General features: G+C 66.4%; 23 protein-coding genes. 9 read left to right on the top strand and 14 right to left on the bottom strand.

The window, feature by feature from the left end; all coding sequences use genetic code 11:
- On the top strand, window positions 1-669 hold a 669-nt coding region (locus LGR64_RS25160), incomplete at its 5' end, for a hypothetical protein (protein WP_230357251.1).
- Window positions 670-766: 97 nt separating this feature from the next.
- On the opposite strand, the gene LGR64_RS25155 is transcribed toward LGR64_RS25160, so the two are convergent.
- The 7 genes from LGR64_RS25155 to LGR64_RS25125 form a co-directional block, all read right to left on the bottom strand.
- A complete protein-coding gene (locus LGR64_RS25155) occupies window positions 767-1669 on the bottom strand; it encodes a carbohydrate kinase family protein (protein WP_230357248.1) in 903 nt (300 codons plus the stop codon).
- A 35-nt stretch (window positions 1670-1704) separates the two neighbouring features.
- Window positions 1705-3066 carry a zinc-ribbon and DUF3426 domain-containing protein gene (locus LGR64_RS25150; protein ID WP_230357246.1) on the bottom strand — a complete coding sequence of 454 codons (1362 nt, stop codon included), beginning with the start codon at window positions 3064-3066 and terminating at the stop codon, window positions 1705-1707.
- Window positions 3067-3141: 75 nt separating this feature from the next.
- Complete coding sequence (gene prmA / locus LGR64_RS25145; protein ID WP_141830218.1) at window positions 3142-4032, bottom strand: 50S ribosomal protein L11 methyltransferase; 891 nt, start codon at window positions 4030-4032, stop codon at window positions 3142-3144.
- 84 nt (window positions 4033-4116) lie between these two features.
- The gene (gene accC / locus LGR64_RS25140; protein ID WP_012203425.1) at window positions 4117-5481 is read right to left on the bottom strand and encodes an acetyl-CoA carboxylase biotin carboxylase subunit; all 1365 of its coding nucleotides are present in this window, start codon (window positions 5479-5481) and stop codon (window positions 4117-4119) included.
- Window positions 5482-5613: 132 nt separating this feature from the next.
- On the bottom strand, window positions 5614-6078 hold the full coding sequence (gene accB, locus LGR64_RS25135; RefSeq protein WP_012203424.1) for an acetyl-CoA carboxylase biotin carboxyl carrier protein: 465 nt from the start codon (window positions 6076-6078) through the stop codon (window positions 5614-5616).
- Between the two features lie 145 nt (window positions 6079-6223).
- Window positions 6224-6724: a TlpA family protein disulfide reductase gene (locus tag LGR64_RS25130; RefSeq protein ID WP_230357263.1), complete on the bottom strand. Its 501-nt coding sequence runs from the start codon at window positions 6722-6724 to the stop codon at window positions 6224-6226.
- A gap of 46 nt (window positions 6725-6770) precedes the next feature.
- A complete protein-coding gene (locus LGR64_RS25125) occupies window positions 6771-7379 on the bottom strand; it encodes a hypothetical protein (RefSeq protein ID WP_141830221.1) in 609 nt (202 codons plus the stop codon).
- Window positions 7380-7623: 244 nt separating this feature from the next.
- On the opposite strand from LGR64_RS25125, the gene mpl reads away from it, so the two are divergent.
- Entirely contained in the window at window positions 7624-9063 is a 1440-nt protein-coding gene (gene mpl / locus LGR64_RS25120) for a UDP-N-acetylmuramate:L-alanyl-gamma-D-glutamyl-meso-diaminopimelate ligase (protein ID WP_141830224.1), read from the top strand.
- Window positions 9064-9137: 74 nt separating this feature from the next.
- Here the strand turns inward: mpl and LGR64_RS25115 are convergent, their stop codons facing one another.
- Window positions 9138-9455 carry a hypothetical protein gene (locus tag LGR64_RS25115; protein WP_012203420.1) on the bottom strand — a complete coding sequence of 106 codons (318 nt, stop codon included), beginning with the start codon at window positions 9453-9455 and terminating at the stop codon, window positions 9138-9140.
- Between the two features lie 259 nt (window positions 9456-9714).
- Here LGR64_RS25115 and LGR64_RS25110 point away from each other — a divergent pair, with 259 nt between their 5' ends.
- Window positions 9715-10083 (top strand): YqcC family protein, encoded by a 369-nt coding sequence (locus LGR64_RS25110; RefSeq protein WP_034390510.1) that lies wholly within the window; start codon window positions 9715-9717, stop codon window positions 10081-10083.
- Between the two features lie 58 nt (window positions 10084-10141).
- Here LGR64_RS25110 and LGR64_RS25105 read toward each other — a convergent pair whose 3' ends face one another.
- The 4 genes from LGR64_RS25105 to rodA all read right to left on the bottom strand — a co-directional run bounded on the left by LGR64_RS25105 (window position 10142) and on the right by rodA (window position 15436).
- The gene (locus LGR64_RS25105; RefSeq protein ID WP_012203418.1) at window positions 10142-11299 is read right to left on the bottom strand and encodes a 3-deoxy-7-phosphoheptulonate synthase; all 1158 of its coding nucleotides are present in this window, start codon (window positions 11297-11299) and stop codon (window positions 10142-10144) included.
- Window positions 11300-11739: 440 nt separating this feature from the next.
- Window positions 11740-12360 carry a hypothetical protein gene (locus LGR64_RS25100; RefSeq protein ID WP_141830226.1) on the bottom strand — a complete coding sequence of 207 codons (621 nt, stop codon included), beginning with the start codon at window positions 12358-12360 and terminating at the stop codon, window positions 11740-11742.
- Window positions 12361-12453: 93 nt separating this feature from the next.
- Window positions 12454-13914, bottom strand: a complete 1461-nt coding sequence (tldD, locus tag LGR64_RS25095) for a metalloprotease TldD (RefSeq protein WP_012203417.1) — start codon at window positions 13912-13914, stop codon at window positions 12454-12456.
- 352 nt (window positions 13915-14266) lie between these two features.
- Entirely contained in the window at window positions 14267-15436 is a 1170-nt protein-coding gene (gene rodA / locus LGR64_RS25090) for a rod shape-determining protein RodA (protein WP_013804102.1), read from the bottom strand.
- A gap of 212 nt (window positions 15437-15648) precedes the next feature.
- Between rodA and LGR64_RS25085 the strand changes: the two genes are divergently transcribed.
- From LGR64_RS25085 to ruvC, 6 genes are read left to right on the top strand one after another with little or no spacing between them, the layout of a single operon-like run.
- Window positions 15649-16233, top strand: coding sequence for a YqiA/YcfP family alpha/beta fold hydrolase (locus tag LGR64_RS25085; RefSeq protein ID WP_012203415.1), 585 nt, complete (start codon window positions 15649-15651; stop codon window positions 16231-16233).
- Between the two features lie 55 nt (window positions 16234-16288).
- Window positions 16289-18367 (top strand): ribonuclease catalytic domain-containing protein, encoded by a 2079-nt coding sequence (locus LGR64_RS25080; protein WP_012203414.1) that lies wholly within the window; start codon window positions 16289-16291, stop codon window positions 18365-18367.
- A 36-nt stretch (window positions 18368-18403) separates the two neighbouring features.
- Window positions 18404-19267, top strand: a complete 864-nt coding sequence (locus tag LGR64_RS25075) for an energy transducer TonB (RefSeq protein ID WP_012203413.1) — start codon at window positions 18404-18406, stop codon at window positions 19265-19267.
- Between the two features lie 38 nt (window positions 19268-19305).
- Window positions 19306-20157: a shikimate dehydrogenase gene (aroE, locus tag LGR64_RS25070; protein WP_141830229.1), complete on the top strand. Its 852-nt coding sequence runs from the start codon at window positions 19306-19308 to the stop codon at window positions 20155-20157.
- A 7-nt stretch (window positions 20158-20164) separates the two neighbouring features.
- Window positions 20165-20881, top strand: a complete 717-nt coding sequence (gene mtgA / locus LGR64_RS25065; RefSeq protein ID WP_012203411.1) for a monofunctional biosynthetic peptidoglycan transglycosylase — start codon at window positions 20165-20167, stop codon at window positions 20879-20881.
- Between the two features lie 17 nt (window positions 20882-20898).
- Window positions 20899-21447 carry a crossover junction endodeoxyribonuclease RuvC gene (gene ruvC, locus LGR64_RS25060; protein ID WP_012203410.1) on the top strand — a complete coding sequence of 183 codons (549 nt, stop codon included), beginning with the start codon at window positions 20899-20901 and terminating at the stop codon, window positions 21445-21447.
- 140 nt (window positions 21448-21587) lie between these two features.
- On the opposite strand, the gene LGR64_RS25055 is transcribed toward ruvC, so the two are convergent.
- Together LGR64_RS25055 and lpxC are read right to left on the bottom strand one after the other, a co-directional pair.
- Window positions 21588-21764: a hypothetical protein gene (locus tag LGR64_RS25055; RefSeq protein ID WP_012203407.1), complete on the bottom strand. Its 177-nt coding sequence runs from the start codon at window positions 21762-21764 to the stop codon at window positions 21588-21590.
- 13 nt (window positions 21765-21777) lie between these two features.
- The gene (gene lpxC / locus LGR64_RS25050; RefSeq protein WP_012203406.1) at window positions 21778-22701 is read right to left on the bottom strand and encodes a UDP-3-O-acyl-N-acetylglucosamine deacetylase; all 924 of its coding nucleotides are present in this window, start codon (window positions 22699-22701) and stop codon (window positions 21778-21780) included.
- Window positions 22702-22768: the final 67 nt, after the last annotated feature.

The following is a 22768-nucleotide window of genomic DNA, read 5'->3' as shown; positions in this document are numbered from 1 at the left end:
AAGAAGGCTGCTGCTCCTGCTGCAAAGAAGGCCGCCGCTCCTGCCAAGAAGGCTGCTGCTCCTGCTGCAAAGAAGGCCGCCGCTCCTGCCAAGAAGGCTGCTGCTCCTGCTGCAAAGAAGGCCGCCGCTCCTGCCAAGAAGGCTGCTGCTCCTGCTGCAAAGAAGGCCGCCGCTCCTGCCAAGAAGGCTGCTGCTCCTGCTGCAAAGAAGGCTGCCGCTCCCGCCAAGAAGGCTGCTGCTCCTGCTGCAAAGAAGGCCGCCGCTCCCGCCAAGAAGGCTGCTGCACCTGCCGCAAAGAAGGCCGCTGCTCCTGCCAAGAAGGCTGCTGCTCCTGCTGCCAAGAAGGCCGCTGCTCCCGCTGCCACAAAGGCTGCTGCACCTGCCGCGAAGAAGGCCGCTGCTCCCGCCAAGAAGGCTGCCGCTCCTGCTGCTGCCAAGAAGCCCGCTGCAGCTGCCAAGCCTGCCGCAGCGCCCGCCAAGGCCGCAGCAGCTCCTGCCGCTCCCGCCAAGAAGGCTGCAGCCCCGAAGAAGGCCGCTGCCCCCAAGAAGGCCGCAGCAGCTCCCGCCGCTGCCGCGCCTGCAGCTCCCGCTGCCGCACCCGCGCCCATCGCGCAAACCCGCCTGGCTCCCCAAGCCGCATGGCCCTTCCCCACAGGCAACAAGCCCTGAGACTTTTCCGGTCTCAAAGCAAAAAGCCCGGCTCTTTGGAGTCGGGCTTTTTTCATTGTGAAGACGGCGGCTGCGCCGCCGGCCGGTGATCCCGGCTTCAGGGCTGGGCGAAGTCCAGCACGTAGTTCTGCGGGCCACGGCTGGCAATCTTGAGCGCGCCCAGGCGGTTGCCCAGTTCGGCGCAACGCACCAGGTCCCAGCCACGCTCCAGGCCGAACAGCATGGCGCCACGCCATGCGTCGCCACATCCCGTGGGATCGACCACGGCGGCGGGCTGCACCGGCGCCACCAGGGTCTTGGCGCCTTGCACCCAGACCTCGCAGCCCTCTGCCCCCAGCGTCACCACCAGGCCTTGCACCTGCCCGGAAATCTGCTCCAGGCTCCAGCCCGTGCGCTCGCTGAGCATGCGGGCCTCGTAGTCGTTCACGGCCACCCAGTCAGCCTGCTCGATGAAGCTGCGCAGCTCCTGGCCATCGAACATGGGCAGGCCCTGGCCCGGATCGAACACAAAGGGAATGCCGGCCGCCTTGAACTGCTGGGCATGCTCGAGCATGGCCTGGCGGCCATCGGGTGCAATGATGCCCACGCGCACCTGCTCCTTGAGCTCTGGCGTGATGCGGTTGCCGTGGGCCTGCATCATGGCGCCCGGGTGGAAGGCCGTGATCTGGTTGTTGTCACGGTCCGTCATGATCATGCACTGGGCCGTGTGCGTGTCCTGCAGCTGGCCGATGTGCGCGGTCTTCACGCCCAGTTCGTCGAGGCGCTGCACATAGCCGGCGCCGTCGCTGCCCACCATGGCCATGGGCCAGGCATCGCCGCCCAGCAAGCGCAGAGCGTAGGCGATGTTGCCGGCGCAGCCGCCGAAATCGCGGCGCAGCGTGGGCACCAGGAAGGACACATTGAGGATGTGCAACTGGTCAGGCAGGATCTGGTCGGCAAACCTTCCCTCGAAGGTCATGATGTTGTCGAACGCAAGCGATCCGCAGATGAGAGCGGCCATGGTGTGTCTCGGCTTTCTTGAAAAGTCAGGGGGATTCAGGGATAAAAAACCAGGGCGCGATAGCCGGCCACGGCCGCCTCCAGGCCTTGCACTTCGACCGGGGCCGTCACGCTCCACTCGCCATGGCCCTCGATCTGCGCGGGCGCGCCGAACTGGTCAAGCCGGATCACGCGCCGCAGCAGCAGCTTGTCCTGGGCATCGGTGAGCGTGAGTTCGACAGCGGGCATGGCCACGGGGAAGTCGGAACGGTTCTCCAGGCTCAGGCTCCACTGGTACTGGCCGCTGCGCGGCAACTGCCGAAAGCCCGAACTGCCGATCACCACATCGCCGATCTGGCGGCGCGGCTGCAGCTCGCAGCCCGCCATGGCGCACAGGGCCTGCAGCGCGGGCGCCAGCGAAGGATGCTGCACGGCCAGCGCATCGCGCTGGCCCCACATGACCTGGCCTGCCAAGGCGCCCACGCCCAGCAGGCTGCCCAGCACAAGCGCCACGCGCACGGCAGGCCGGCGCCAGAAGGCCTTGCGCCGCGCCTGGCGCACAAAGCCGGGCTCGGCCTCGGGCAGCGCGGCCGCAGCCTCACCGCTGCCCTCGCCATCGCTGTCCGGCCAGCGGGAAAACTCCGGCGAAGGCACGGAGGCCTGCGCCTGCGGCTCCGATTCCCGCAGCAGGCCGGTTGGCACGGACGGCGCAGGCGCATCGGACGACTTGTCGGATGGCTTATGGGGCCGTGTGAACGGCGCGCCTTCCTCATCCTCTGCCGGTGCGGGCACAGGAGCCGCAGTGTCAGGCTCGGGTCCGAGCAGGCCGTCAACGGCCTGCTCGGCCTGGGCGGCGGGCGGGGACTTCGGCGCTGCCCGGGACGCAGCCAGGATCTCGTCCACCAGCGACGCTCCAGGCAGCGCGCTGCCCGACTCTTCGGCGGCGCTGGCGGAGGGGTCCTTCGCGGTCACAGGGTGCGAGGGCGGGGCCTCTGGAGCCGGCACCTCGGCCGGCGGCATGGACGGCGAAGGCTCAGCCCTGGCAGCCGCAGCCGTGGTTGCGGTGGATACCGCAGGTGCGGCAGGTACAGAGGGTGCAACAGGTGCAGCAGGCCCCGATGCACCCCGCCCCGGCAATCCGCTCGGCGCCGTCGGCAGCCACATGGATTCCCTGAATTCGCGGATGTCATCGTCCTCGAATTCGGCCGGGTTGTGCGATGCCCCGCCGGCCACCGGAGTGCCGGCCACCGAGGTGCCGGCCGCGTTCACAGGTGCCGTGGGCAGGGGCTGCAGGTCCTCGGAGGCATCGAACACTTCATGGCAGACGCCGCAGCGCACCCACCCCTGCGAAATTCGCAGCTGGTCGGCCACCACTTTGAAGCGGGTTCCACAGGCAGGACAGCGGGTGACTTGGCTCATCAGCGATCGATTGTAGGCAGCTGCTCGCGGCCCGCGCCACGAAGGCGGCGGCCGCGCGGGGACTCGGGCCGGAAATCAGGCCGCGCGGCGCGCGGTCATCAGGATCCAGCCATCTTCGCTGTCGGCCACTTCCAGCGCCAGGTACGGCGCATAGGCCTCCTTGAGCTCGTCGGCCTGGCGCTCCAGGATACCGGCCAGCACCAGGCTCCCACCCGCTGCCACGCGGCCGCACAGCAGCGGCGCCAGCACCTTGAGCGGCGTGGCCAGGATGTTGGCCAGCACGGTGCGGTATTCGCCGTTGCAGGCATCGGGCAGGCCCGCCTTCAGTTGCACGGCGTTGGCGTCGGCGTTGTAGCGCGTGGACTCCACGGCTGCCGGGTCGATGTCCACCGCGTCGATGTCGGTGGCACCGAACTTGGCCGCGCCAATGGCCAGGATGCCAGAGCCGCAGCCGTAGTCCAGCGTGCGGCCAAGACTGCCTTGGGGCTGGCGGGCGATCCAGCGCAGGCACATGCGCGTGGTCGGGTGCGTGCCCGTGCCAAAGGCCAGGCCCGGGTCCAGGCGGATGCTCACGCGCGCCTCGGGCGGCAGCTCGTGCCAGGTGGGAACAATCCAGAATTCGGGCGTGATGTCCACCGGGGCGAACTGCGACTGCGTCAGGCGCACCCAGTCCTGCTCCGGCACCTGCTTGACGGCGATGATGCTGCAGCCCTCGAAGAAGTCCTGGGGCAGCAGCAGATCACGCGCCTCTTCGGCCGCTTGCTGCGAGGGGAACAGCGCCACCAGGCGGCTGCGCTGCCAGCCGTCCTTGGGCGGCGGCATGCCGGGCTCGCCGAACAGGGCTTGCTCGGCCTCGGTCTGCGCATCGGCATCCTCCACCGATACGCTCAGGGCGTCCAGCGCATCCAGCGCATCGCTGACGGTCTCAACCCGGTCTTCCGGGCACAGCAGGCTCAACTCGAACATGGGCCCATCCTTTTCTATGCAATAAATGAAAATGCTGGCCGCCGTCGCCGGGGGCCAGCATGCAGGGTCAATCGGGCGACCTGCTCAACGCTTGTTGGCGTTGCGGTGCGCCAGCCACTCTTCCAGGTAGTGGATGTTGGTGCCGCCTTCCATGAACTTGGCGTCCACCATCAGATCCTGATGCAGCGGGATATTGGTCTTGATGCCTTCGACCACGGTCTCCAGCAGCGCCGTGCGCATGCGCGCCAGCGCCTGCTCGCGCGTGTCGCCGTGGACGATGATCTTGCCGATCATGGAGTCGTAGTTCGGCGGCACGAAGTAGTTGTTGTAGACGTGCGAGTCCACGCGCACGCCGGGGCCACCGGGGGCATGCCACATGGTGATGCGGCCCGGCGACGGCATGAAGTTGTAGGGATCCTCGGCATTCACGCGGCACTCGATCGCATGGCCCTTGAGCTGGGCATTGATCTGGCGCTGGGTGAAGGGCAGCTTCTCGCCTGCGGCCACCATGATCTGGGTGCGCACGATGTCCACGCCCGTGATCAGTTCGGTCACCGGATGCTCCACCTGCACGCGGGTGTTCATCTCGATGAAGTAGAACTCGCCGTTTTCAAAGAGGAACTCGAAGGTGCCGGCGCCACGGTAGCCCAGCTTCTTGCAGGCAGCGGCGCAGCGCTCGCCGATCTTCTCGACCAGGCGGCGCGGAATGCCCGGAGCCGGCGCTTCCTCGATGACCTTCTGGTGGCGGCGCTGCATGGAGCAGTCGCGCTCGCCCAGGTAGACCGCGTTGCGGTGGTTGTCCGCCAGGATCTGGATTTCCACATGGCGCGGGTTCTGCAGGAACTTTTCCATGTAGACGGCCGGATTGCCGAAGGCCGCACCGGCCTCGGCCTTGGTCATCTGCACGGCATTGATCAGCGCCGCCTCGGTATGCACCACGCGCATGCCACGGCCACCGCCGCCGCCTGCGGCCTTGATGATCACCGGATAGCCCACGGCCTTGGCGATGCGGCGGATCTGCACGGGATCGTCAGGCAGCTCGCCATCCGAGCCGGGCACGCAGGGGACGCCTGCCTTGATCATGGCCTGCTTGGCCGAGACCTTGTCACCCATGGTGCGGATGTTCTCGGGCGTGGGGCCGATGAAGGTGAAACCGCTCTTTTCCACCCGCTCGGCAAAGTCGGCGTTCTCGCTGAGAAAGCCGTAGCCGGGGTGGATGGCCTCGGCGTCGGTCACCTCGGCGGCCGAGATGATGGCCGGCATGTTGAGGTAGCTCAGCGGCGAAGGCGCGGGGCCGATGCACACGGCCTCATCGGCCAGCTTGACGTACTTTGCGTCACGGTCGGCCTCGGAATACACCATCACCGCCTTGATGCCCAGTTCACGGCAGGCGCGCTGGATGCGCAGGGCAATCTCGCCCCGGTTGGCAACCAAAATTTTCTTAAACATGAAGGTCCTCGCGACTTGGTGCCTGCGCCGGTACGCAGGCCGAAGCCGTCAGTTGAGCCAATTGCTCTGTCGCGCCGCGGCATGCGTTCGCGCCAGGGCGTCGTGCCGCTTGCGGCATCGCTCGCCTGCAGGTTACTCGATCACGAACAGGGGCTGGCCGTACTCTACCGCCTGGCCGTTTTCGCCCAGGATGCGCGTGATCGTGCCGCTCTTGTCGGCTTCGATCTCGTTGAGAATCTTCATCGCTTCGATGATGCAGATGGTCTCGCCTTCCTTGACCTGGTTGCCCACTTCCACGAAGGGCTTGCCGCCAGGGCTGGAGGCGCGGTAGAAAGTGCCGACCATGGGCGACTTCACCACGTGGCCGGAGACGGCTGCCTCGGCCGGTGCCGCCACGGGCGCTGCGGGGGCAGCGGCGACGGGTGCCGCCATCGGCGCGGCCATGGGAGCCTGCATGGGCGCTGCCACATAGTGCTGCACCACGGCGCCTTCGCTCTTGACGATCCGGACCTTGCCCTCTGCTTCGGTGATCTCCAGTTCCGACACGTTCGATTCGGACACCAGATCAATGAGGGTCTTGAGTTTTCGCAAATCCATGGGAGCTCCAGCGGCTAACAACTAAATAGGGCGCGAATTTACTCCAATTTCGCCCTTCTGCGTGCTTTGAGGCATATTTTTCATCAACGTCGCCATGGAATTCAGGGCATTTCCTGAGCTTTCACAGCTTCGATGATGCGAAAAATCAGCCTTTTGCGCTCCAGGAAGCCAGATCTTCGGTAGTAAGCTCACCTATTTTACGTTGCTGCACCATGCCATCTTCGCCGAGCAGCACGGTGAAGGGCAGTCCGCCCTGCAGATTGCCCAGCGAGCGGGTCAGGCCCAGACCGCCTTCCACCGCCAGCGCCACAGGGAAACGCAGCGGTGTGCGACCCAGGAAGCGCTGCACGGCCTCCGGCTTGTCCACAGCCAGGCCAATGACCTGAATACCATGCTGGTTTTGGCGCGCCGAGAAGGCATCGAGCGTGGGCAGCTCGCGCACACAGGGCGGGCACCAGGTGGCCCAGAAATTGACCAGCACCGGTTTGCCGCGCCAGCGTGACAGCGTCATGGCCGAGCCATCGGGCGTGATGAAGCGCTGCTGCCACAGCTGCTCTTCGGCACTGGCATCCATGGCGTGCGGCTGAAAGCGCCACCACGCAAACCCTGCTCCACCCAGGCCTGCGGCGGCGGCAACGCCGCCCATCAGCCAACGGCGGCGGGAAGATGTGTTTTGCCCTGCATCCACTGAATCAGCCACGGTCGGCCTCCTCTTCATCCTGATCCAACAGCCTGCGCAGCGCCTCGGCGCTGCCGCGCGGGCTGCGCCCCTGGCCGTCGGGCTTGAGTGCACCACGCAGATCATCATGGTCGTACACCAGCAGATGCACGCCCACGGACTCGTTCAAAGGGCGGCAGAAGGCGTGGATGCTCAAGGCCTCCACGTTCTGCCCCGTAAAGCCGGTGACGGTGCTGGGCTCGTACTCCACATGCTGGTTGATCAGCGCGATCTCGGCCGACTTGGGGTCGTCGCAGAACAGCTGCAGGTAAATATCGGACAGGCGGGTGGCTGTGCCGCGCCAGACGGCGCCGGCCAGATGGGGTCGGAACTCGGCCAGGCGGTCCATCCATTGCAGGGCCAGTTCGCGCAGGGCCTGCAGTTCCTGGGGCTGGGTGTCGGCGCAGAACAGGGCAATGTATTCGCGCACGGCCTCTTCCACCAGGTCGTTTCCCGGCAGCGCGGTGCGCGCGGGCAGCCCCAGCTGGCGAAGTGCGCGGTGCTTGGCAGCCCCCCATTCCAGCCCTTCCTCGACCACGAGGCGGGCCGCGGTCTGGGCAATTTCGGCAGTGGCTTGGTCCATGGCTTTCCGATCCGCTGTATCCCTACATATATATAAGAGGCCTTCCCTGCGGATGGCCCCGGGCCATTGTGACCCAAGCCGCGGCACCGCCGGCCGCAGACGGGCTTTGCACGTTCCCGCCAGCGCCTTGCAACGGCGATTTCGCAACCTTGTGTTTCCGGGACCCCGCGCCTGCTGGGCCGCAAGCTCCTGTTTTTGCAGGACAGCCCTCCCGGACATGACGGCAACCGTAGAATGCCCGGCCATGCACATACATATTCTGGGCATCTGCGGCACCTTCATGGGCGGACTGGCCGCACTGGCGCGCGAGGCTGGGCACCGCGTCACAGGCTGCGACGCCGGCGTCTATCCGCCGATGAGCGATCAGTTGCGTGCACTGGGCATCGACCTGATCGAGGGCTACGGCGCCGACCAGATGGCCCTGCAACCCGACATGTATGTCGTGGGCAACGTGGTCAGCCGCGCGCGGCTGCCCGACGGCACCCCCAAGTTCCCGCTGATGGAGGCGATTCTTGAAAGCGGCGCTCCCTACACCAGCGGTCCGCAATGGCTTTGCGAACAGGTGCTGCACCATCCGTCCTGCCCGCGCCATGTGCTGGCCGTGGCCGGCACCCACGGCAAGACGACCACGACGTCGATGCTGGCCTGGATTCTCGAATGCGCAGGCCTGGCTCCCGGCTTTCTGGTCGGCGGCGTGCCGCTGGACTTCGGCGTCTCGGCCCGCCTGGGCGCATCCAGCCGACCGACGCCAGGCCAGGGGCCGGCCGGCGCGGAGCCCGTCTTCGTCATCGAGGCCGATGAATACGACACGGCCTTCTTCGACAAACGCAGCAAGTTCGTGCACTACCGCCCGCGCACGGCCGTGCTCAACAACCTGGAGTTCGACCACGCCGACATCTTCGAGGACCTCGGTGCCATCGAACGCCAGTTCCACCATCTCGTTCGCACCGTTCCCGCCTCCGGGCGGCTGGTGGTCAACGGCATAGAGGAAAGCATCACCCGCGTGCTGCACCAGGGCTGCTGGAGCGAGGTCTCCAGCTTCGGTGCGGTGGTCAGCGATTTCTGTGCCCAGGGCGATCCCAGCGCCTTCGACGTGCTGCACCGTGGCCACAAGGTCGCGCGCCTGGAATGGGCACTGACCGGAGAGCACAACCAGCTCAATGCGCTGGCCGCCATTGCAGCGGCCGCGCATGTGGGCGTGACGCCGGCCCAGGCCTGCGAAGCGCTGGCGCGCTTTCAGAACGTCAAGCGACGCATGGAGCTGCGCGGCATGGCGGGTGGCGTGTCCGTCTACGACGACTTCGCCCACCATCCCACGGCCATCCGCACCACGCTGGACGGCCTGCGCCGCAAGCTCGGCAGCCAGGCACGCATCCTGGCGGTGTTCGAGCCGCGCAGCAACACCATGAAGTTGGGCACCATGAAGTCGCAACTGCCCTGGGCCCTGGAAAGTGCCGATCTGGTGTTCTGCCACACGGCCGGCCTGGACTGGGATGCTGCCGAGGCGCTGCGCCCCCTGGGCGTGGGAGCCGGACACAAGGCGCAGGTGGCTGCAGACATCGATACGCTGATCGGGCAGATCCGCGCAGCCGCACGCCCCGGTGACCACGTGGTGTGCATGAGCAATGGCGGCTTCGGCGGCATTCACCCCAAGCTGCTGGCGGCGCTGCAAGCCGCAGGCTGAACCGGGCACAGCCCCCAATGAAAGAAGCCCGGGTCATGCCCAGGCCTCTTTGCTGTATCGCTATCTGTCCGTCGTCAGTAACTGATGGACATGGCCGGCACATCGACACGGATCAGCGGCTTGGACAGCACGGCCTGGGCGGCCACGGCATAGCTGTTGCGCCATTGCTCGTCGTCGAACAGCCCGGAGCGCGAACGCGCCGCACGCGCCACCACCACCAGCTTGTCGGCCAGCAGAACCTTGCCGCTGGCGCGCAGGGGTTCGCAGTCCATGGAGATGAACTGCTGGTCCAGCCAATGCCGTCCTTCATCGGAACTCATGGGGGTGAGCCCGCTGGTGTCCGTGCGGTACTCTTGTCCGGCATCCAACACCACAATCACTTCGCTGCGCATGGAACTCCTCTCTTCATTACGGGATACGGCCCTGTGCCTGCTCATGCAGACAGGGCTGTCACTCATGCCCTGAGCTTAACCGCAAGCGCCTTTTCCACACCCCGGGCAAGCTGACATGCCTCAAGTGCCAGAGACTGGCACCGGCGCTGGAGTCGGCACTGCCGCCAGCAGGTGTTTCAAGGCCTGCCAGCGCCTGCCCAAAGGTGCAAACGTACAATGGCCGACAGATTTGGCCCCGTTTTTTCATGGACCTCACCGCATGACAACCGACACCACGCACCAGAAACTGCTCGACCAGTTGCAGCAACTCGAAGACGAGTTGCGCAGCCAGAGCCTCTGGTCGGCCGTGGCGCCCAGCCCTGAGGCCATGGCATCGACCATGCCGTTCATGTACGACACGCTCAAGCTGCAGGAATGGCTGCAGTGGGTTTTCCTGCCCCGGCTGCGTGCCGTGGTCGATGCCCGCGGCCAGCTGCCCTGCCAAAGCCACGTGCATCCACTGGCCGAGCACGAATGGAGCCAGCCCGTGGCATTCGACAAGCGCCAGTTGCTGGTTCTGCTGCTGGGCATAGACGACACGCTGAACCAGGGCGGACTGACCCCGCCGGACGCCACGCCGCCACACTGAACAAGAAAACCGGGACATAGAAAAAACGGGGCATGCATGCCCCGTTTTCTTTTCCGGCTCAGGCGGCAACCAGGGCCGCAGCCGGCTCGGGATGCTTGACGCGGCGCTGCTGCACGGCGTCGGACAGTTCGGCCAGCGTTGCCAGGGAATCATCCCAGCCCAGGCAGGCATCAGTGATGCTCTGGCCATAGGTCAGCGCAGCCACCTCATCCTTGCCGGGCGTGAACTTCTGGGCACCGCCCACGAGATGACCCTCGATCATCACGCCGAAGACGCTGCGCGAGCCGCCGCTGATCTGTCCGGCGATGTCGCGTGCCACATCCTTTTGGCGCTCATGCTGCTTGGAGCTGTTGGCGTGGCTGCAGTCCACCATCAGCGTGGGAGGCAGGCCGGCCTTTTCCAGATCCTCGCAGGCAGCGGCCACGTTGGCCGCGTCGTAGTTGGGGGTCTTGCCGCCGCGCAGGATGACGTGGCAATCCTGGTTGCCTGCCGTGTTCACGATGGCAACCTGGCCATTCTTGTGCACGGACAGGAAGTGGTGGCCGCGGCTGGCCGACTGGATGGCGTCGGTGGCGATGCGGATGTTGCCGTCCGTGCCGTTCTTGAAGCCGATGGGCGCCGAGATGCCCGAGGCCAGTTCACGGTGGACCTGGCTTTCCGTGGTGCGCGCACCGATGGCGCCCCAGCTGATCAGATCGGCGATGTACTGGGGCGAGATCACGTCCAGGAACTCGCTGGCGGCCGGCACGCCCAGGCGGTTGATGTCGATCAGCAGTTGCCGCGCAATGCGCAGGCCTTCGTCGATGCGGTAGCTCTGGTCCAGGTAGGGATCGTTGATCAAACCCTTCCAGCCCACGGTGGTGCGCGGCTTTTCGAAGTACACGCGCATCACGATCTCCAGCGTGTCCTTGTACTGCTCGCGTATGGGCGCCAGGCGGCGTGCGTACTCGATGGCGGCCGCCGGATCGTGGATGGAGCAGGGGCCGACGATGACCAGCAGGCGGTCATCCTCGCCAGCCATGATGTTGTGGATGGTGCGGCGGGTGTCGCCGATCAGGGTTTCGACGGCCGTACCGCGGATGGGGAAGAAGCGAATGAGGTGCTCGGGAGGGGGCAACACGGTGATGTCCTTGATACGTGCGTCGTCGGTTTGGCCAGTCTTTTGGGAACCGCCGCGATACCAGGAATCGGCGAGGGAAGCTTGATGAGCAGTCATTGCTTGCTTTCGTGAGGAAAGATGGATCGTGGAAAACGGAGCGAAGAATCGGGAGGGAAAAACAAAAAACCGCCGGGCTTTACAGCTTCGGCGGTTTTGAGGGAGGTTTGTTCGGGTGCGCGCGCTTACCTCTCTTCCGCCGGGGAGGAGAACCAAAAGTAAAAGTAGAAGGAGGCACGGGCTTGCATGGGGATCGAATGTAGCACAGTCATTTTTCGCAGTGCAACATGGACATGAGGGCGGGGAAGCAGCCCTTCACCGTGCCACAGAGAGAAAGCACAAAATCATTGACGCAATAAAACTGCTTTTTTCTCAGTTTCACGCAAAAATTCTTCAGGCATATGTAGAAAATCACGACGCCATGCAGTTTTATTGCCATCGGCCATGAAAACGTGCAAACCCCGGGAAATGATGCATCTGCGCGTCACGCAAGGGCGCGATCAACGCCGCAGCAATGCGTCACGCAGCCTGCGCAGGGCCCTGCGCACGGCGCTCAAGGGTTGCCATCGGCGCGCCTTGTAACCAGACAGGATGGCAGTCACATCGGCTTCGCCGGCCACGGCAGCGGATTCGGCAAACATGTCTGTCAGCAGGCAGGCATCGCCCAGTAGACGCCAGCCCAGGCGCTCGCAGCGGCGGAAGTGCTCGGGCTCCTGGGCATCGCCCACCAGCACGGACTGCTGCCAGGCGTGGACGGCCTCCCTGAAGCCTTTGAGCAGACGCTGGTAGGCAGGAAATTCGTAGAGGGCATGCCAGCCCGTGGCCAGCGTGGTGAGAAAGTGCTGGTGGTCCAGCACCGCCAGGTCAAGCTGCTGTATGGCGTCTTCGACCGCGGGGCGTGCGCTGCCCGCATAGCGCACGCGCACGGACTCGTCCAGCGCGACGGCCAGCAAGGCCAGTTGCTGGTGCATGGGCTGCAGGTCGCCCACGATCAGCTCATGCTGCCAGAAGCGGCTCAGCCGCGACTCGCCGGCCCAGGCACGCCATTGCTTCGGCAGGCTGCGCAGGGGATGGACGGAGGTCCGCGGGCCTGGCCGGGAGGAAAAGGAAAGCTGGGTCATGGAATCGGCGCCGGACGGCGCCCACCGAACGCGGCGGGCCGCGTCAGGCAGGACAGGGCCCGGCCTGCCGTGCAGGGCGCGGGCATGGGACCGTCAGGCCGTGCCGCCCACCGTCAGGCCGTCGATGCGCAGCGTGGGCTGGCCCACGCCCACGGGCACGCTCTGGCCTTCCTTGCCACAGGTGCCAACGCCGCTGTCCAGGCGCATGTCGTTGCCGATCATGGTGATGTGCTTGAGCGATTCCGGGCCGCTGCCCACGATGGTCGCGCCCTTGACGGGGTACTGGATCTTGCCGTTCTCGACCCAATAGGCCTCGCTGGCGGAGAACACGAACTTGCCGCTGGTGATATCGACCTGGCCGCCGCCGAAGTTGGTGGCGTACAGGCCCTTCTTGATCGAGGCCACGATTTCCTGCGGCTCCCGGTCGCCACCGAGCATGTAGGTGTTGGTCATGCGCGGCATGGGAATGTGGGCATAGCTTTCGCGGCGGCCGTTGCCCGTGGGCTTGACGCCCATCAGGCGGGCATTCATCGCGTCCTGGATGTAGCCCTTGAGGATGCCGTCCTCGATCAGCACATTGCTCTGGCTGGTGCAGCCTTCGTCATCGACGTTGAGCGAGCCGCGGCGATCGGCCAGCGTGCCGTCATCCAGCACGGTGACGCCCTTGGCAGCCACGCGCTGGCCGATGCGGCCGCTGAAGGCGCTGGCGCCCTTGCGGTTGAAGTCGCCTTCCAGACCGTGTCCCACGGCTTCGTGCAGCAGCACGCCGGGCCAGCCGGGGCCAAGCACCACGGTCATCTCGCCAGCCGGCGCGGGACGGGATTCCAGGTTGGTGAGGGCCGCGCTCACGGCCTCGTCCACGTACTGGGTGATCTGCTCGTCGCTGAAATAGGCCAGCCCGAAACGGCCACCGCCGCCGGCAGAGCCCACCTCACGCCGGCCCTTTTGCTCGGCGATCACGGTAACCGACAGGCGCACCAGCGGCCGCACGTCGGCCGCCAGCGTGCCATCGGCACGGGCCACCAGCACCACGTCGTACTCGCTGGCCAGGCCGGCCATGACCTGGACCACGCGCGGGTCCTTGGCGCGGGCCAGTTTCTCGACCTTGCCCAGCAGCTCGACCTTGGCCGTGCTGTCCAGCGTGGCGATGGGATCCAGACCGGGATACAGCGAGCGGCTTTGCGCAATCTTGGGAGCATTGGCGCGCACGCGCTTGCTCTGGGCCGCGCCCGAGATGGAGCGCACGGTGCGCGCGGCATCCAGCAGCGAGGCTTCGGAAATATCGTCGGAATAGGCAAATGCCGTCTTCTCGCCACTGACCGCACGCACGCCCACGCCCTGGTCGATGCTGAAGCTGCCGGTCTTGACGATGCCCTCTTCCAGGCTCCAGCCTTCGGCGCGGGTGTACTGGAAGTAGAGGTCGGCGTCGTCGACCTGGTGGCTGCGGATCTCGGCCAGTGCGCGCGCGAGATGGGTTTCATCGAGCCCGAAGGGCTCAAGCAGCAACTGGCGCGCTGTGGCCAGGCGTTCAATGGTGGGTTCGCGGGAGATCATTCACGCATTGTAGAGAGCCGGCCATGCCCTCGCCGTGCAACGGCTGCGGCCAGCGGCTTGCCAACCCACAAAAAAGAACGGAATGCCGCTCCACCAGGCTGAGCGGCATTCCGTAGGCATGCATCCGCGTGGATGGCGAACATGCTGGCCCATGTCCGCACTTGCTTTGTAGCCTGCCCTGGCGGCGGTGGCAAGTGAGCAGACTCCCGCAGAAACTATCAAAAAAGGAGCAACCAGCGCTTTTGGAGTCTCATTTTCCAAGCCAAATCACAGGAAGGAATGCGACGCCGGATACCGCAGGCATCCAGACTCTTTGACATTTGCGGGCGCCTTTGGCGCCGCAAAGTGCGATTCAGAGCGGCCCGCCGCCCTCGCCCGGCAGTTGCCGCTGCGAGCGCGCAACCGACATCAGCACGCCCAGCGCCAGCCCCAGCGTGACCATGGCCGTGCCGCCATAGCTGATGAAGGGCAGCGGCACGCCGACTACGGGCAGGATGCCGCTGACCATGCCCATGTTCACGAAGGCATAGGTGAAGAAGATCATGGCCACGGCTGCCGCCATGAGCCGCGCGAACAGCGAGTTGGCCTGGATGGCGATGGCCAGCCCGCGCCAGACCAGCAGCAGGAAGGAGACGATGATGAACAGGTTGCCGACCAGTCCGAACTCCTCGGAATAGGCCGCGAAGATGAAGTCGGTCGTGCGCTCGGGGATGAACTCCAGGTGGGTCTGAGTGCCCGCCATGAAGCCCTTGCCCCAGACGCCGCCCGAACCGATGGCGATCATCCCCTGGATGATGTGGAATCCCTTGCCCAGCGGATCGCGTGTGGGGTCCAGCAGGGTGCAGACACGGGTTTGCTGGTATTCATGCAGCACGGGCCAGCGCACGCCGTCGGCGCATAGCTGGGGCTCGTACAGCACGATAAGCGTGATGCCGATGGCGCCGGCCAGCACGGGCGGCACGATGAGTTTCCAGGGCAGGCCCGCGAAAAAGATCACGGACAGGCCTGCGGCCATCACCAGCAGCGAGGTGCCCAGGTCGGGCTGCTTCATGATCAGCCCCACGGGCACCAGGAGCAGGACCATGGCGATCACGAAGTCCGTGCCGCGCAGCTGGCCCTCGCGGCGCTGAAACCACCAGGCCAGCATCAGCGGCGTGGCGATCTTCAGCAGTTCGCTGGGCTGGATCACCACACCCACGTTGACCCAGCGCTGCGCCCCCTTCTTGGTGATGCCGAACAGCGCCACCGCCACCAGCAACGCCACGCCCAGCATGTACAGCGGCACGGCCACCTTCATGAGCTGCTGCGGGGGAATCTGGGCCACCACAAAGAGGATGGCCGCCGCGATCAGCATGTTGCGCCCATGGTCGGTGAAGCGCGTGCCGTGGTCAAAGCCCGAGGAGTACATGGCGATCAGCCCCGCCGACGCCAGCATGCCCACGAACAGCAGCAACCAGAAGTCAAAGCCCCGCAGCAGCGGGGCAACACGTTGCCAGAGGGAGGGCTTGTCGAATTCGGTCACGGGGATGGTCGGTCGCGGGCACGGGCCGCCATTATCCCGTGGCGCATGCGGCCCAGCCCGGCGCAGGGTTGCCCACGGAGGCGGTTGTCATCCAGCTGTCGGCCCGGGCCTTCCCTGCTGGGCGCCGCCTGCCGCAGCGGCCACAATGGGCCATGAGCCGTCCGGGCCGCATCCCGCGCCCGGCCCCAGCAACGCAAAGGAGAGCGCCCGCCATGACCACCACCCATTTGCTGTACCTGCACGGCTTTCGCTCCTCTCCCCAATCCAACAAGGCCCGGCGCCTGGCCGAGCATGTGGCCACGCGCCATCCCCATGTGCGCTGGTGGAGCCCGCAACTGCCCCCTTCCCCGCGCGAGGCGGCTGCCCTGATCGCCGATGGCATCGGCAGCTGGCCGCGCGAGACCATGGCCGTGATCGGCTCCTCGCTGGGCGGCTACTACGCCAGTTGGGTGGCCCAGCTGGCGCGCTGCCGCAGCGTGATGATCAACCCGGCCGTCAACCCGGCGCGCGATCTTGAAAAGTACATCGGCGAGCAGACTTCCTGGCACAACCCGGAGGAACGTTTCTTCTTCCGCCGCGAATACATCGAGGAGCTGCGCGCGCTGGACACGCGCCATATGACACCGGCCGCCCCCGAAATGCTGCTGGCGGCCGAGGGCGACGAGGTGCTGGACTGGCGCGAGATGAGCGCACGCTATCCGCATGCGCTGCAGATCATCCAGGAGGGCGGCGATCACGCGCTGAGCAACTTCGAGGAGTACTTGCCTCAGCTGGACGAGTTCCTGAATCTGGCCTGATGCCGCACAAGACTGCGCGGCAGCTGCCAGCCGCAGCATGGGAGAATGTCGGGCTATGCACGCATTGTTTGAAGAATCCGGCAAGTTCCTGGCCGGCCGCATCCTCTCCGAAGCCGACACCTCCGCCCAGGTGGAGCTGGACTCGGGCAAACGGGTCAAGGTCAAGTCGGCCAACATCCTGCTCAAGTTCGACAAGCCGGCGCCTGCCGAACTGATCGCCCAGGCGCAGGCGCAGGCCGCCCAGATCGATCTGGACCTGGCCTGGGAATTCGCCCCCGAGGAGGAATTCGGCTTTGCCGACCTTGCACGCGACTATTTCTCGGACAAGGCCACGCTGGCCGAGCAGGCCGGCGCGCTGTTCCGCCTCTACGACGCACCGCACTACTTCCGCCGCTCCGGCAAGGGCCGCTTCAAGAAGGCGCCGGCCGAGATCCTGCAGCAGGCGCTGGCCGGCATAGAAAAGAAAAAGCAGATCCAGGCCCAGATCACGGCCTGGGCCGAGCAACTGGGCGCCGGCGAATGCCCCGGCCCCATCCGCGAGCAGCTCTACAAGATCCTGTTCCGCCCCGACAAGAACGCCGCCGAATACAAGGCCGTGGTCGAGGCCAGCCGCGCCACGCGCCTGGCCCCGCTGGATCTGCTGCACAGGGCCGGCGCCATTGAATCGGCCTACGAGTTCCACTGGAAGCGCTTCCTGTTCGACCACTTCCCCAAGGGCACGCAGTTCCCGGCCCTGCAGGCACCCCAGCCACCGGCCGACCTGCCGCTGGCCGAGGTCCAGGCGTTTTCCATCGATGACTCGGCCACCACCGAAATCGACGATGCGCTGTCGGTGCGCGGCCTGGGCACGGGCACGGTCACCGTGGGTATCCACATTGCCGCGCCCGGTCTGGCCATCGTGCCGGGCACGCCGCTGGACCAGCTCGGCCGCTCGCGCCTGTCCACCGTCTACATGCCCGGCTACAAGATCACCATGCTGCCCGACGAGGTGGTGCAGATCTACACGCTGGACGAAGGCCGCGCCAACCCCGCCGTATCGCTGTACGTCACCGTGGACGAGGCCACGCTGGAGACCACGGCCAGCGAGACGCGCCTGGAGCGCGTGCCCGTGCAGGTCAACTTCCGCCATGACAAGCTGGACCACATCGTCACCGAGCAGTGGCTGGCCGACCCCTCCTTCGAGGTCGAGGGCACGCCCGAAGTGCTGCAAGGCAAGCGCGCCGAACTGACGTTCCTGCAGCGCTGGGCCAAGCACCTGAAGGCCGGGCGCGAACTGGTGCGCGGCAAGCCCGAGAACTTCAACCGCCCCGACTACAACTTCCGCCTCGTGGGCAACGGCGGCGCCGAGCCCCGCGGCAACGAGCAGGTGGAGATCAGCGTGCGCAAGCGCGGCGCGCCGCTGGACCTGATCGTGGCCGAGGCCGCCATCGTGGCCAACAGCACCTGGGGCGGCTGGATGGCCGAGCTCGGCGTGCCCGGCATCTACCGCAGCCAGGCCAGCCTGGCGCCCGGCATCAAGGTGCGCATGTCCACAAAGGCGCAGCCCCATGCAGGCATCGGCGTCAAGAGCTATGCCTGGGCCACCTCGCCGCTGCGCCGCTACGTGGACCTGGTCAACCAGTGGCAGATCATTGCCTGCGCGCGCCACGGCAAGACCGCCGCCCTGGCCGCGCCGTTCAAGCCCAAGGATGCCGAGCTGTTCGGCATCATCAGCAGCTTCGACGGTGCCTACAGCGCCTACAACGGCTACCAGGCCGGCATGGAACGGTTCTGGACGCTCAAGTACCTGCAGCAGCACGCCATCACCGAGCTGACGGCCACCGTCATCAAGGAAGGCATGGGCGGCGGCCTGCTGGTGCGCGCCGATGACCTGCCCCTGGTCTTCCCCGTGCTGGGCGTCACCGGCCTGCCGCGCGGCGCCCATGTGCGCGTGCGCCTGGGCGAGATCGACGAGATCGCGCTCGATGTCTCGGGCACGCTGATCGAGCGCCTGGATGGCGATGCGGCGGCCGCTGCCGATGGCGCCGAAGACAGCGCCGAGGATGACGAGGAAGCCGTGGCCGGCCCCATCGCCATCGCCGTGGACATGAACGAGACCGATGGCACACCGGCGGCCGACCCCGCCCAGCCCTGACCTGCCTCACATCCGAGCAACTGCCCCAGATCTGACGTGAAACTGCCTACCGCCCTCCGTTCCCTGAGCACGCTGCAGTTGGCACTGGGCGTTTCCATCGCCCTGCATGCCGGGTTGTTCTCGTTCCGGTTCATCGACCCGGAGCGCTTCGACCGCGTGTTCCAGGACACGCCGCTGGAAGTCATCTTGGTCAATGCCCGCGCCAACGAGCAGCCCGACAAGGCGCAGGCCATCGCGCAGACCTCGCTGGCCGGCGGCGGCGAGGCCGACAAGGGCCGGGCCTCCAGCCCCATGCCCTACTCGGCACTCACGGCCGTGGGCGACGACTTCGAGGAACGCCAGCGCCAGATCGACTCCATGCAGGAGCAGCAGACCGTCTTGCTGACGCAGTTGCGCAAGCAGGTCGCGGCCCTGCCGCCGCTGGACCCGCGCGAGGCGGCCAAGCAGACCAAGGAGCAGCAGGCCCAGCAGGAAAAGCGCCAGCAGCTGGTCAAGCTGCTGGCCGAGATCGAAAAGCGCATCAACGAGGAAAACGCCCGCCCCAAGAAGCGCTATATCAGCCCGTCCACGCGCGAGGCCGTCTACGCCATCTACTACGACGGCCTGCGCCGCAAGGTCGAGGACAAGGGCACGGAAAACTTCCCCGAGCAGGCCGGCAAGAAACTCTACGGCGAGCTGGTCATGATCCTCACCGTCAACCACGACGGGCGGGTGCTGTCCACCGAGATCGTGCAGGGCTCGGGCAACCGCCTGCTGGACACCCGGGCCGAGGCCATTGCGCGTGCGGCCGGCCCCTTCGGCCATTTCGGCCCCGCCATGCGCGCCAAGGCCGACCAGATCGCCGTGGTCTCGCGCTTCAAGTTCACCCGCGAGCAGACGCTGCAGACGACCGTGCAGTAGCGCCCTCTTCTTGTCTTCGCGCACCCTCCTTTTCCGACATGACTTCCGCCGCCAACTCCTCCGACCGATACTGCGTCATGGGCAACCCCGTCGCGCACAGCCGTTCGCCCTGGATCCATGCCCGCTTTGCCGAACTGTGCGGGCAGGACCTGCACTACGAGCGCCAGCATGTGGAGCTGCAAGGCTTTGCCGAGGCCGTGCGCGGCTTTGTCGCGGCAGGCGGACGCGGCTGCAATGTCACCGTGCCCTTCAAGCTGGAAGCCGCACAGCTGGCCACCACCTCCAGCGAGCGCGTGCAACTGGCCGGCGCCGCCAACACCCTGGTGCTGGCGGCGGACGGCATCCATGCCGACAACACCGACGGCCTGGGCCTGGTGGCCGACATCGTGCGCAATGCGGGCGTGCCGCTGGCTGGGCGCGACCTGCTGCTGCTGGGCGCGGGTGGCGCCGCAGCCGGCGCACTGGGCTCGCTGCTTGCCGAGCGCCCGCGCCGCATCGCCGTGGTCAACCGCACCTTCGAGCGCGCCCAGGCACTGGTGCAGCGCCATGCCGCCATCGCCGCGCACCATGGCGTGGAACTGGTGGCGCTGGAGGCCGTGAATGAGGATTTCGACGTGGTCATCAACGCCACCGCCAGCAGCCTGGCCGGTGCCGAGGTACCCGTGCCGGCCCGCGTGCTGCGGCCTGGCAGCCTGGCCTACGACATGATGTACGGCGCCGCAGCCCAGGGCTTCCTGCAATGGGCCGAGCAGCATGGCGCCCAGGCCCGCGACGGGCTGGGCATGCTGGTGGAGCAGGCGGCCGAATCGTTCGCGCTGTGGCGCGGCGTGCGCCCGCCCTCGGCCCAGGTGCTGAACGAGCTGCGCGCCCATATTGCTCAAGGCGGCTGAGCGCTTTATGAAATCCCTGGCACGCGCCCTGCTGCTGGTGCTGTGCGCCGGCCTGCTGCTGCAGCTGTTCTTTGTGCTGCGCATTGCGCTGATGGTGGTGGTCGATCCTGAATCCACGGCCTTTCAGCGCTCCGAGGCCTGGCAGATGCTGCGCAGCTCCGAAGGCCTGCACTGGAGCCAGCAATGGCTGCCCTACGACCGCATCGCGCCCACGCTCAAGCGCGCCGTCATCGCCTCCGAAGATGACAGCTTCACCGAACACCACGGGGTGCAATGGGAGGCCATCGAGAAGGCCTGGCAGCGCAACCAGCGCGCCGAAGCCCGTGCCCAGAAGGCAGACAACGGCAAGGCGCCCAAGATCTACGGCGGCTCCACCATCACCCAGCAGCTGGCCAAGAACCTGCTGCTGTCGGGAGAACGCAGCCTGCTGCGCAAGGGCCAGGAACTGGTGCTGACCCAGCTGCTGGAACTGATGCTGAGCAAGCAGCGCATCCTGGAGATCTACCTCAACAGCGTGGAATGGGGCCAGGGCGTGTTTGGCGCGGAGGCTGCAGCCCGCCACTACTTTCGCAAGAGCGCCTCACAGCTCAGCGCGGCCGAGGCCGCACGCCTGGCCGTGATGCTGCCCCAGCCCAAACGCTTCGAGAAGCTGCCCAACTCCGGCTATCTGCTGCAGCGCACGCGCACGGTCATGCAAAGAATGCCCAGCGCCGTCATCCCCTGAACGGCTACAGTCACGCCATGCGCATTCTTGGAATAGACCCCGGGCTGCAGACCACGGGATTCGGCGTGATCGACGTCGACGGCCACCGCCTGGCCTATGTGGCCAGCGGCACCATCCGCACCACCGGCATCGCGCTCGGCGACCTGCCGGGCCGGCTCAAGCTGCTGTTCGACGGCATCTCGGAAGTCGCCAGCCGCTACCAGCCCGACACCTCGGCCGTGGAAATCGTTTTCGTCAACGTCAACCCCCAGTCCACGCTGCTGCTGGGCCAGGCGCGCGGCGCCGCGCTCACGGCCCTGGTCAATGCGGGCCTGCCGGTCGCTGAATACACGGCACTGCAGATGAAAAAGGCCATGACCGGCCACGGCCGCGCGGCCAAGAGCCAGATCCAGGAAATGGTGCGCCGCCTGCTGCAACTGCCCGGCCTGCCCGGCACCGACGCAGCCGACGCCCTGGGCCTGGCCATCACCCACGCCCATGCGGGCGCCGCCATGTCGAAGATGGCCGAGGTCACGCAGCTGCAGCGCCGCCAGCATGCCGTCTACAAGGGCGGCAGGGTGTATTGACTCCCCCTGAGGGGGACGACAGCCTAGCTGCGGGGCGGCCCTTGCTTGCTGTCTCTCGCCTGAGCGCGCCCCCCGCAAGCGCCATGGTCTCGATCTCGCTATCGCAATTGCGTTGGATGGGATGCGAGTCAGAGCTGACCTCAGACGATGCGGCCGAAGAACAGCACGGCGAAGAAGGTCACGCCGGCAATCACGGTCCACTTGAGGATGATGAAGCCCCAGCGCTTGTAGTGCGGCCGGCCAGTGCCCAGGTAGAACGCGAAAGAGACGGCCGAGGCCAGCAGCAGCAGGGTGGCCAGCCAGCGGAAGATCAGCATGGCGGCGCTCGCCTCACCAGGCCCGCGCGGGCTGGGCGAAGCCCTTGGGGGCCTGGCGCTCGCTGTCGAAGCTGACCAGTTCCCAGGCATCGGGCTGGGCCAGCAGGGCACGCAGCAACTGGTTGTTCATGCCGTGGCCCGAGCGGAAGGCGCTGTAGGCGGCCAGCAGCGGCCTGCCGATCAGGTACAGGTCGCCGATGGCGTCGAGGATCTTGTGCTTGGCGAACTCGTCGTCGTAGCGCAGGCCGTCGCTGTTGAGCACCTTGTAGTCGTCCATGACGATGGCGTTGTCCATGCCGCCGCCCAGCGCCAGGCCATGGCTGCGCAGCATTTCCACGTCCTTGGTGAAGCCGAAGGTGCGCGCGCGTGCGATGTCGCGCGTGTAGTTGTCCTCGCCCATGTCGAACTCCACGCACTGGCCCGTGGAGTCCACGGCCGGATGAGCGAAGTCGATCTCGAAGCGCAGCTTGAAGCCGTGGTAGGGGTCGAAGCGTGCCCACTTGAGGTTCTGGCCCTCGCCCTCGCGCACCTCGACGGGGCGGATGACGCGGATGAAGCGCTTGGGAGCCTTCTGCAGCTCGATGCCCGCGCTTTGCAGCAGGAACACGAAGGAGGCGGAGGAGCCGTCGAGGATGGGCACTTCCTCGGCGGTGATGTCTATATAGATGTTGTCGAGCCCGAGACCGGCAATGGCCGACATCAAGTGCTCCACGGTATGCACCTTGGCGCCGCCGGTGCCGATGGTGGAGGCCATGCGCGTGTCGGTGACGGCTTCGGCCGAGATCGGGATGTCCACAGGCTCCGGCAGGTCCACGCGACGGAACACGATGCCGGTGTCGGGCTGCGCGGGTCGCAGCGTCAACTCGACGCGCTGGCCACTGTGCAGGCCCACGCCAACGGCACGGGTGATCGTCTTGATGGTGCGTTGTTGGAGCATCCGGCTATTTTAGAACGCGGCAGCCGTGCGCAGGGCATGGCCCTGGCACGGCTTTCGCTATCACGGC

Origin of the sequence: Delftia sp. Lp-1 (assembly GCF_020523835.1) — a bacterium.
In the GTDB taxonomy this organism is placed as follows: Bacteria; Pseudomonadota; Gammaproteobacteria; order Burkholderiales; family Burkholderiaceae_C; genus Comamonas; species Comamonas acidovorans.
Note: the sequence above shows the minus strand (reverse complement) of the source record. Positions and strands in the feature narration are given on the sequence as shown.

Bases quoted from the DNA above. Each gene is read 5' to 3' on its own strand.
- LGR64_RS25155 (WP_230357248.1), bottom strand. From the start codon at position 1,669: ATGGCCGCTCTCATCTGCGGATCGCTTGCGTTCGACAACATCATGACC.
- LGR64_RS25150 (WP_230357246.1), bottom strand. From the start codon at position 3,066: ATGAGCCAAGTCACCCGCTGTCCTGCCTGTGGAACCCGCTTCAAAGTG.
- prmA (WP_141830218.1), bottom strand. From the start codon at position 4,032: ATGTTCGAGTTGAGCCTGCTGTGCCCGGAAGACCGGGTTGAGACCGTC.
- accC (WP_012203425.1), bottom strand. From the start codon at position 5,481: ATGTTTAAGAAAATTTTGGTTGCCAACCGGGGCGAGATTGCCCTGCGC.
- accB (WP_012203424.1), bottom strand. From the start codon at position 6,078: ATGGATTTGCGAAAACTCAAGACCCTCATTGATCTGGTGTCCGAATCG.
- LGR64_RS25130 (WP_230357263.1), bottom strand. From the start codon at position 6,724: ATGGGCGGCGTTGCCGCCGCCGCAGGCCTGGGTGGAGCAGGGTTTGCG.
- LGR64_RS25125 (WP_141830221.1), bottom strand. From the start codon at position 7,379: ATGGACCAAGCCACTGCCGAAATTGCCCAGACCGCGGCCCGCCTCGTG.
- mpl (WP_141830224.1), top strand. From the start codon at position 7,624: ATGCACATACATATTCTGGGCATCTGCGGCACCTTCATGGGCGGACTG.
- LGR64_RS25115 (WP_012203420.1), bottom strand. From the start codon at position 9,455: ATGCGCAGCGAAGTGATTGTGGTGTTGGATGCCGGACAAGAGTACCGC.
- LGR64_RS25110 (WP_034390510.1), top strand. From the start codon at position 9,715: ATGACAACCGACACCACGCACCAGAAACTGCTCGACCAGTTGCAGCAA.
- LGR64_RS25105 (WP_012203418.1), bottom strand. From the start codon at position 11,299: ATGACTGCTCATCAAGCTTCCCTCGCCGATTCCTGGTATCGCGGCGGT.
- LGR64_RS25100 (WP_141830226.1), bottom strand. From the start codon at position 12,360: ATGACCCAGCTTTCCTTTTCCTCCCGGCCAGGCCCGCGGACCTCCGTC.
- tldD (WP_012203417.1), bottom strand. From the start codon at position 13,914: ATGATCTCCCGCGAACCCACCATTGAACGCCTGGCCACAGCGCGCCAG.
- LGR64_RS25085 (WP_012203415.1), top strand. From the start codon at position 15,649: ATGACCACCACCCATTTGCTGTACCTGCACGGCTTTCGCTCCTCTCCC.
- LGR64_RS25080 (WP_012203414.1), top strand. From the start codon at position 16,289: ATGCACGCATTGTTTGAAGAATCCGGCAAGTTCCTGGCCGGCCGCATC.
- aroE (WP_141830229.1), top strand. From the start codon at position 19,306: ATGACTTCCGCCGCCAACTCCTCCGACCGATACTGCGTCATGGGCAAC.
- mtgA (WP_012203411.1), top strand. From the start codon at position 20,165: ATGAAATCCCTGGCACGCGCCCTGCTGCTGGTGCTGTGCGCCGGCCTG.
- ruvC (WP_012203410.1), top strand. From the start codon at position 20,899: ATGCGCATTCTTGGAATAGACCCCGGGCTGCAGACCACGGGATTCGGC.
- LGR64_RS25055 (WP_012203407.1), bottom strand. From the start codon at position 21,764: ATGCTGATCTTCCGCTGGCTGGCCACCCTGCTGCTGCTGGCCTCGGCC.
- lpxC (WP_012203406.1), bottom strand. From the start codon at position 22,701: ATGCTCCAACAACGCACCATCAAGACGATCACCCGTGCCGTTGGCGTG.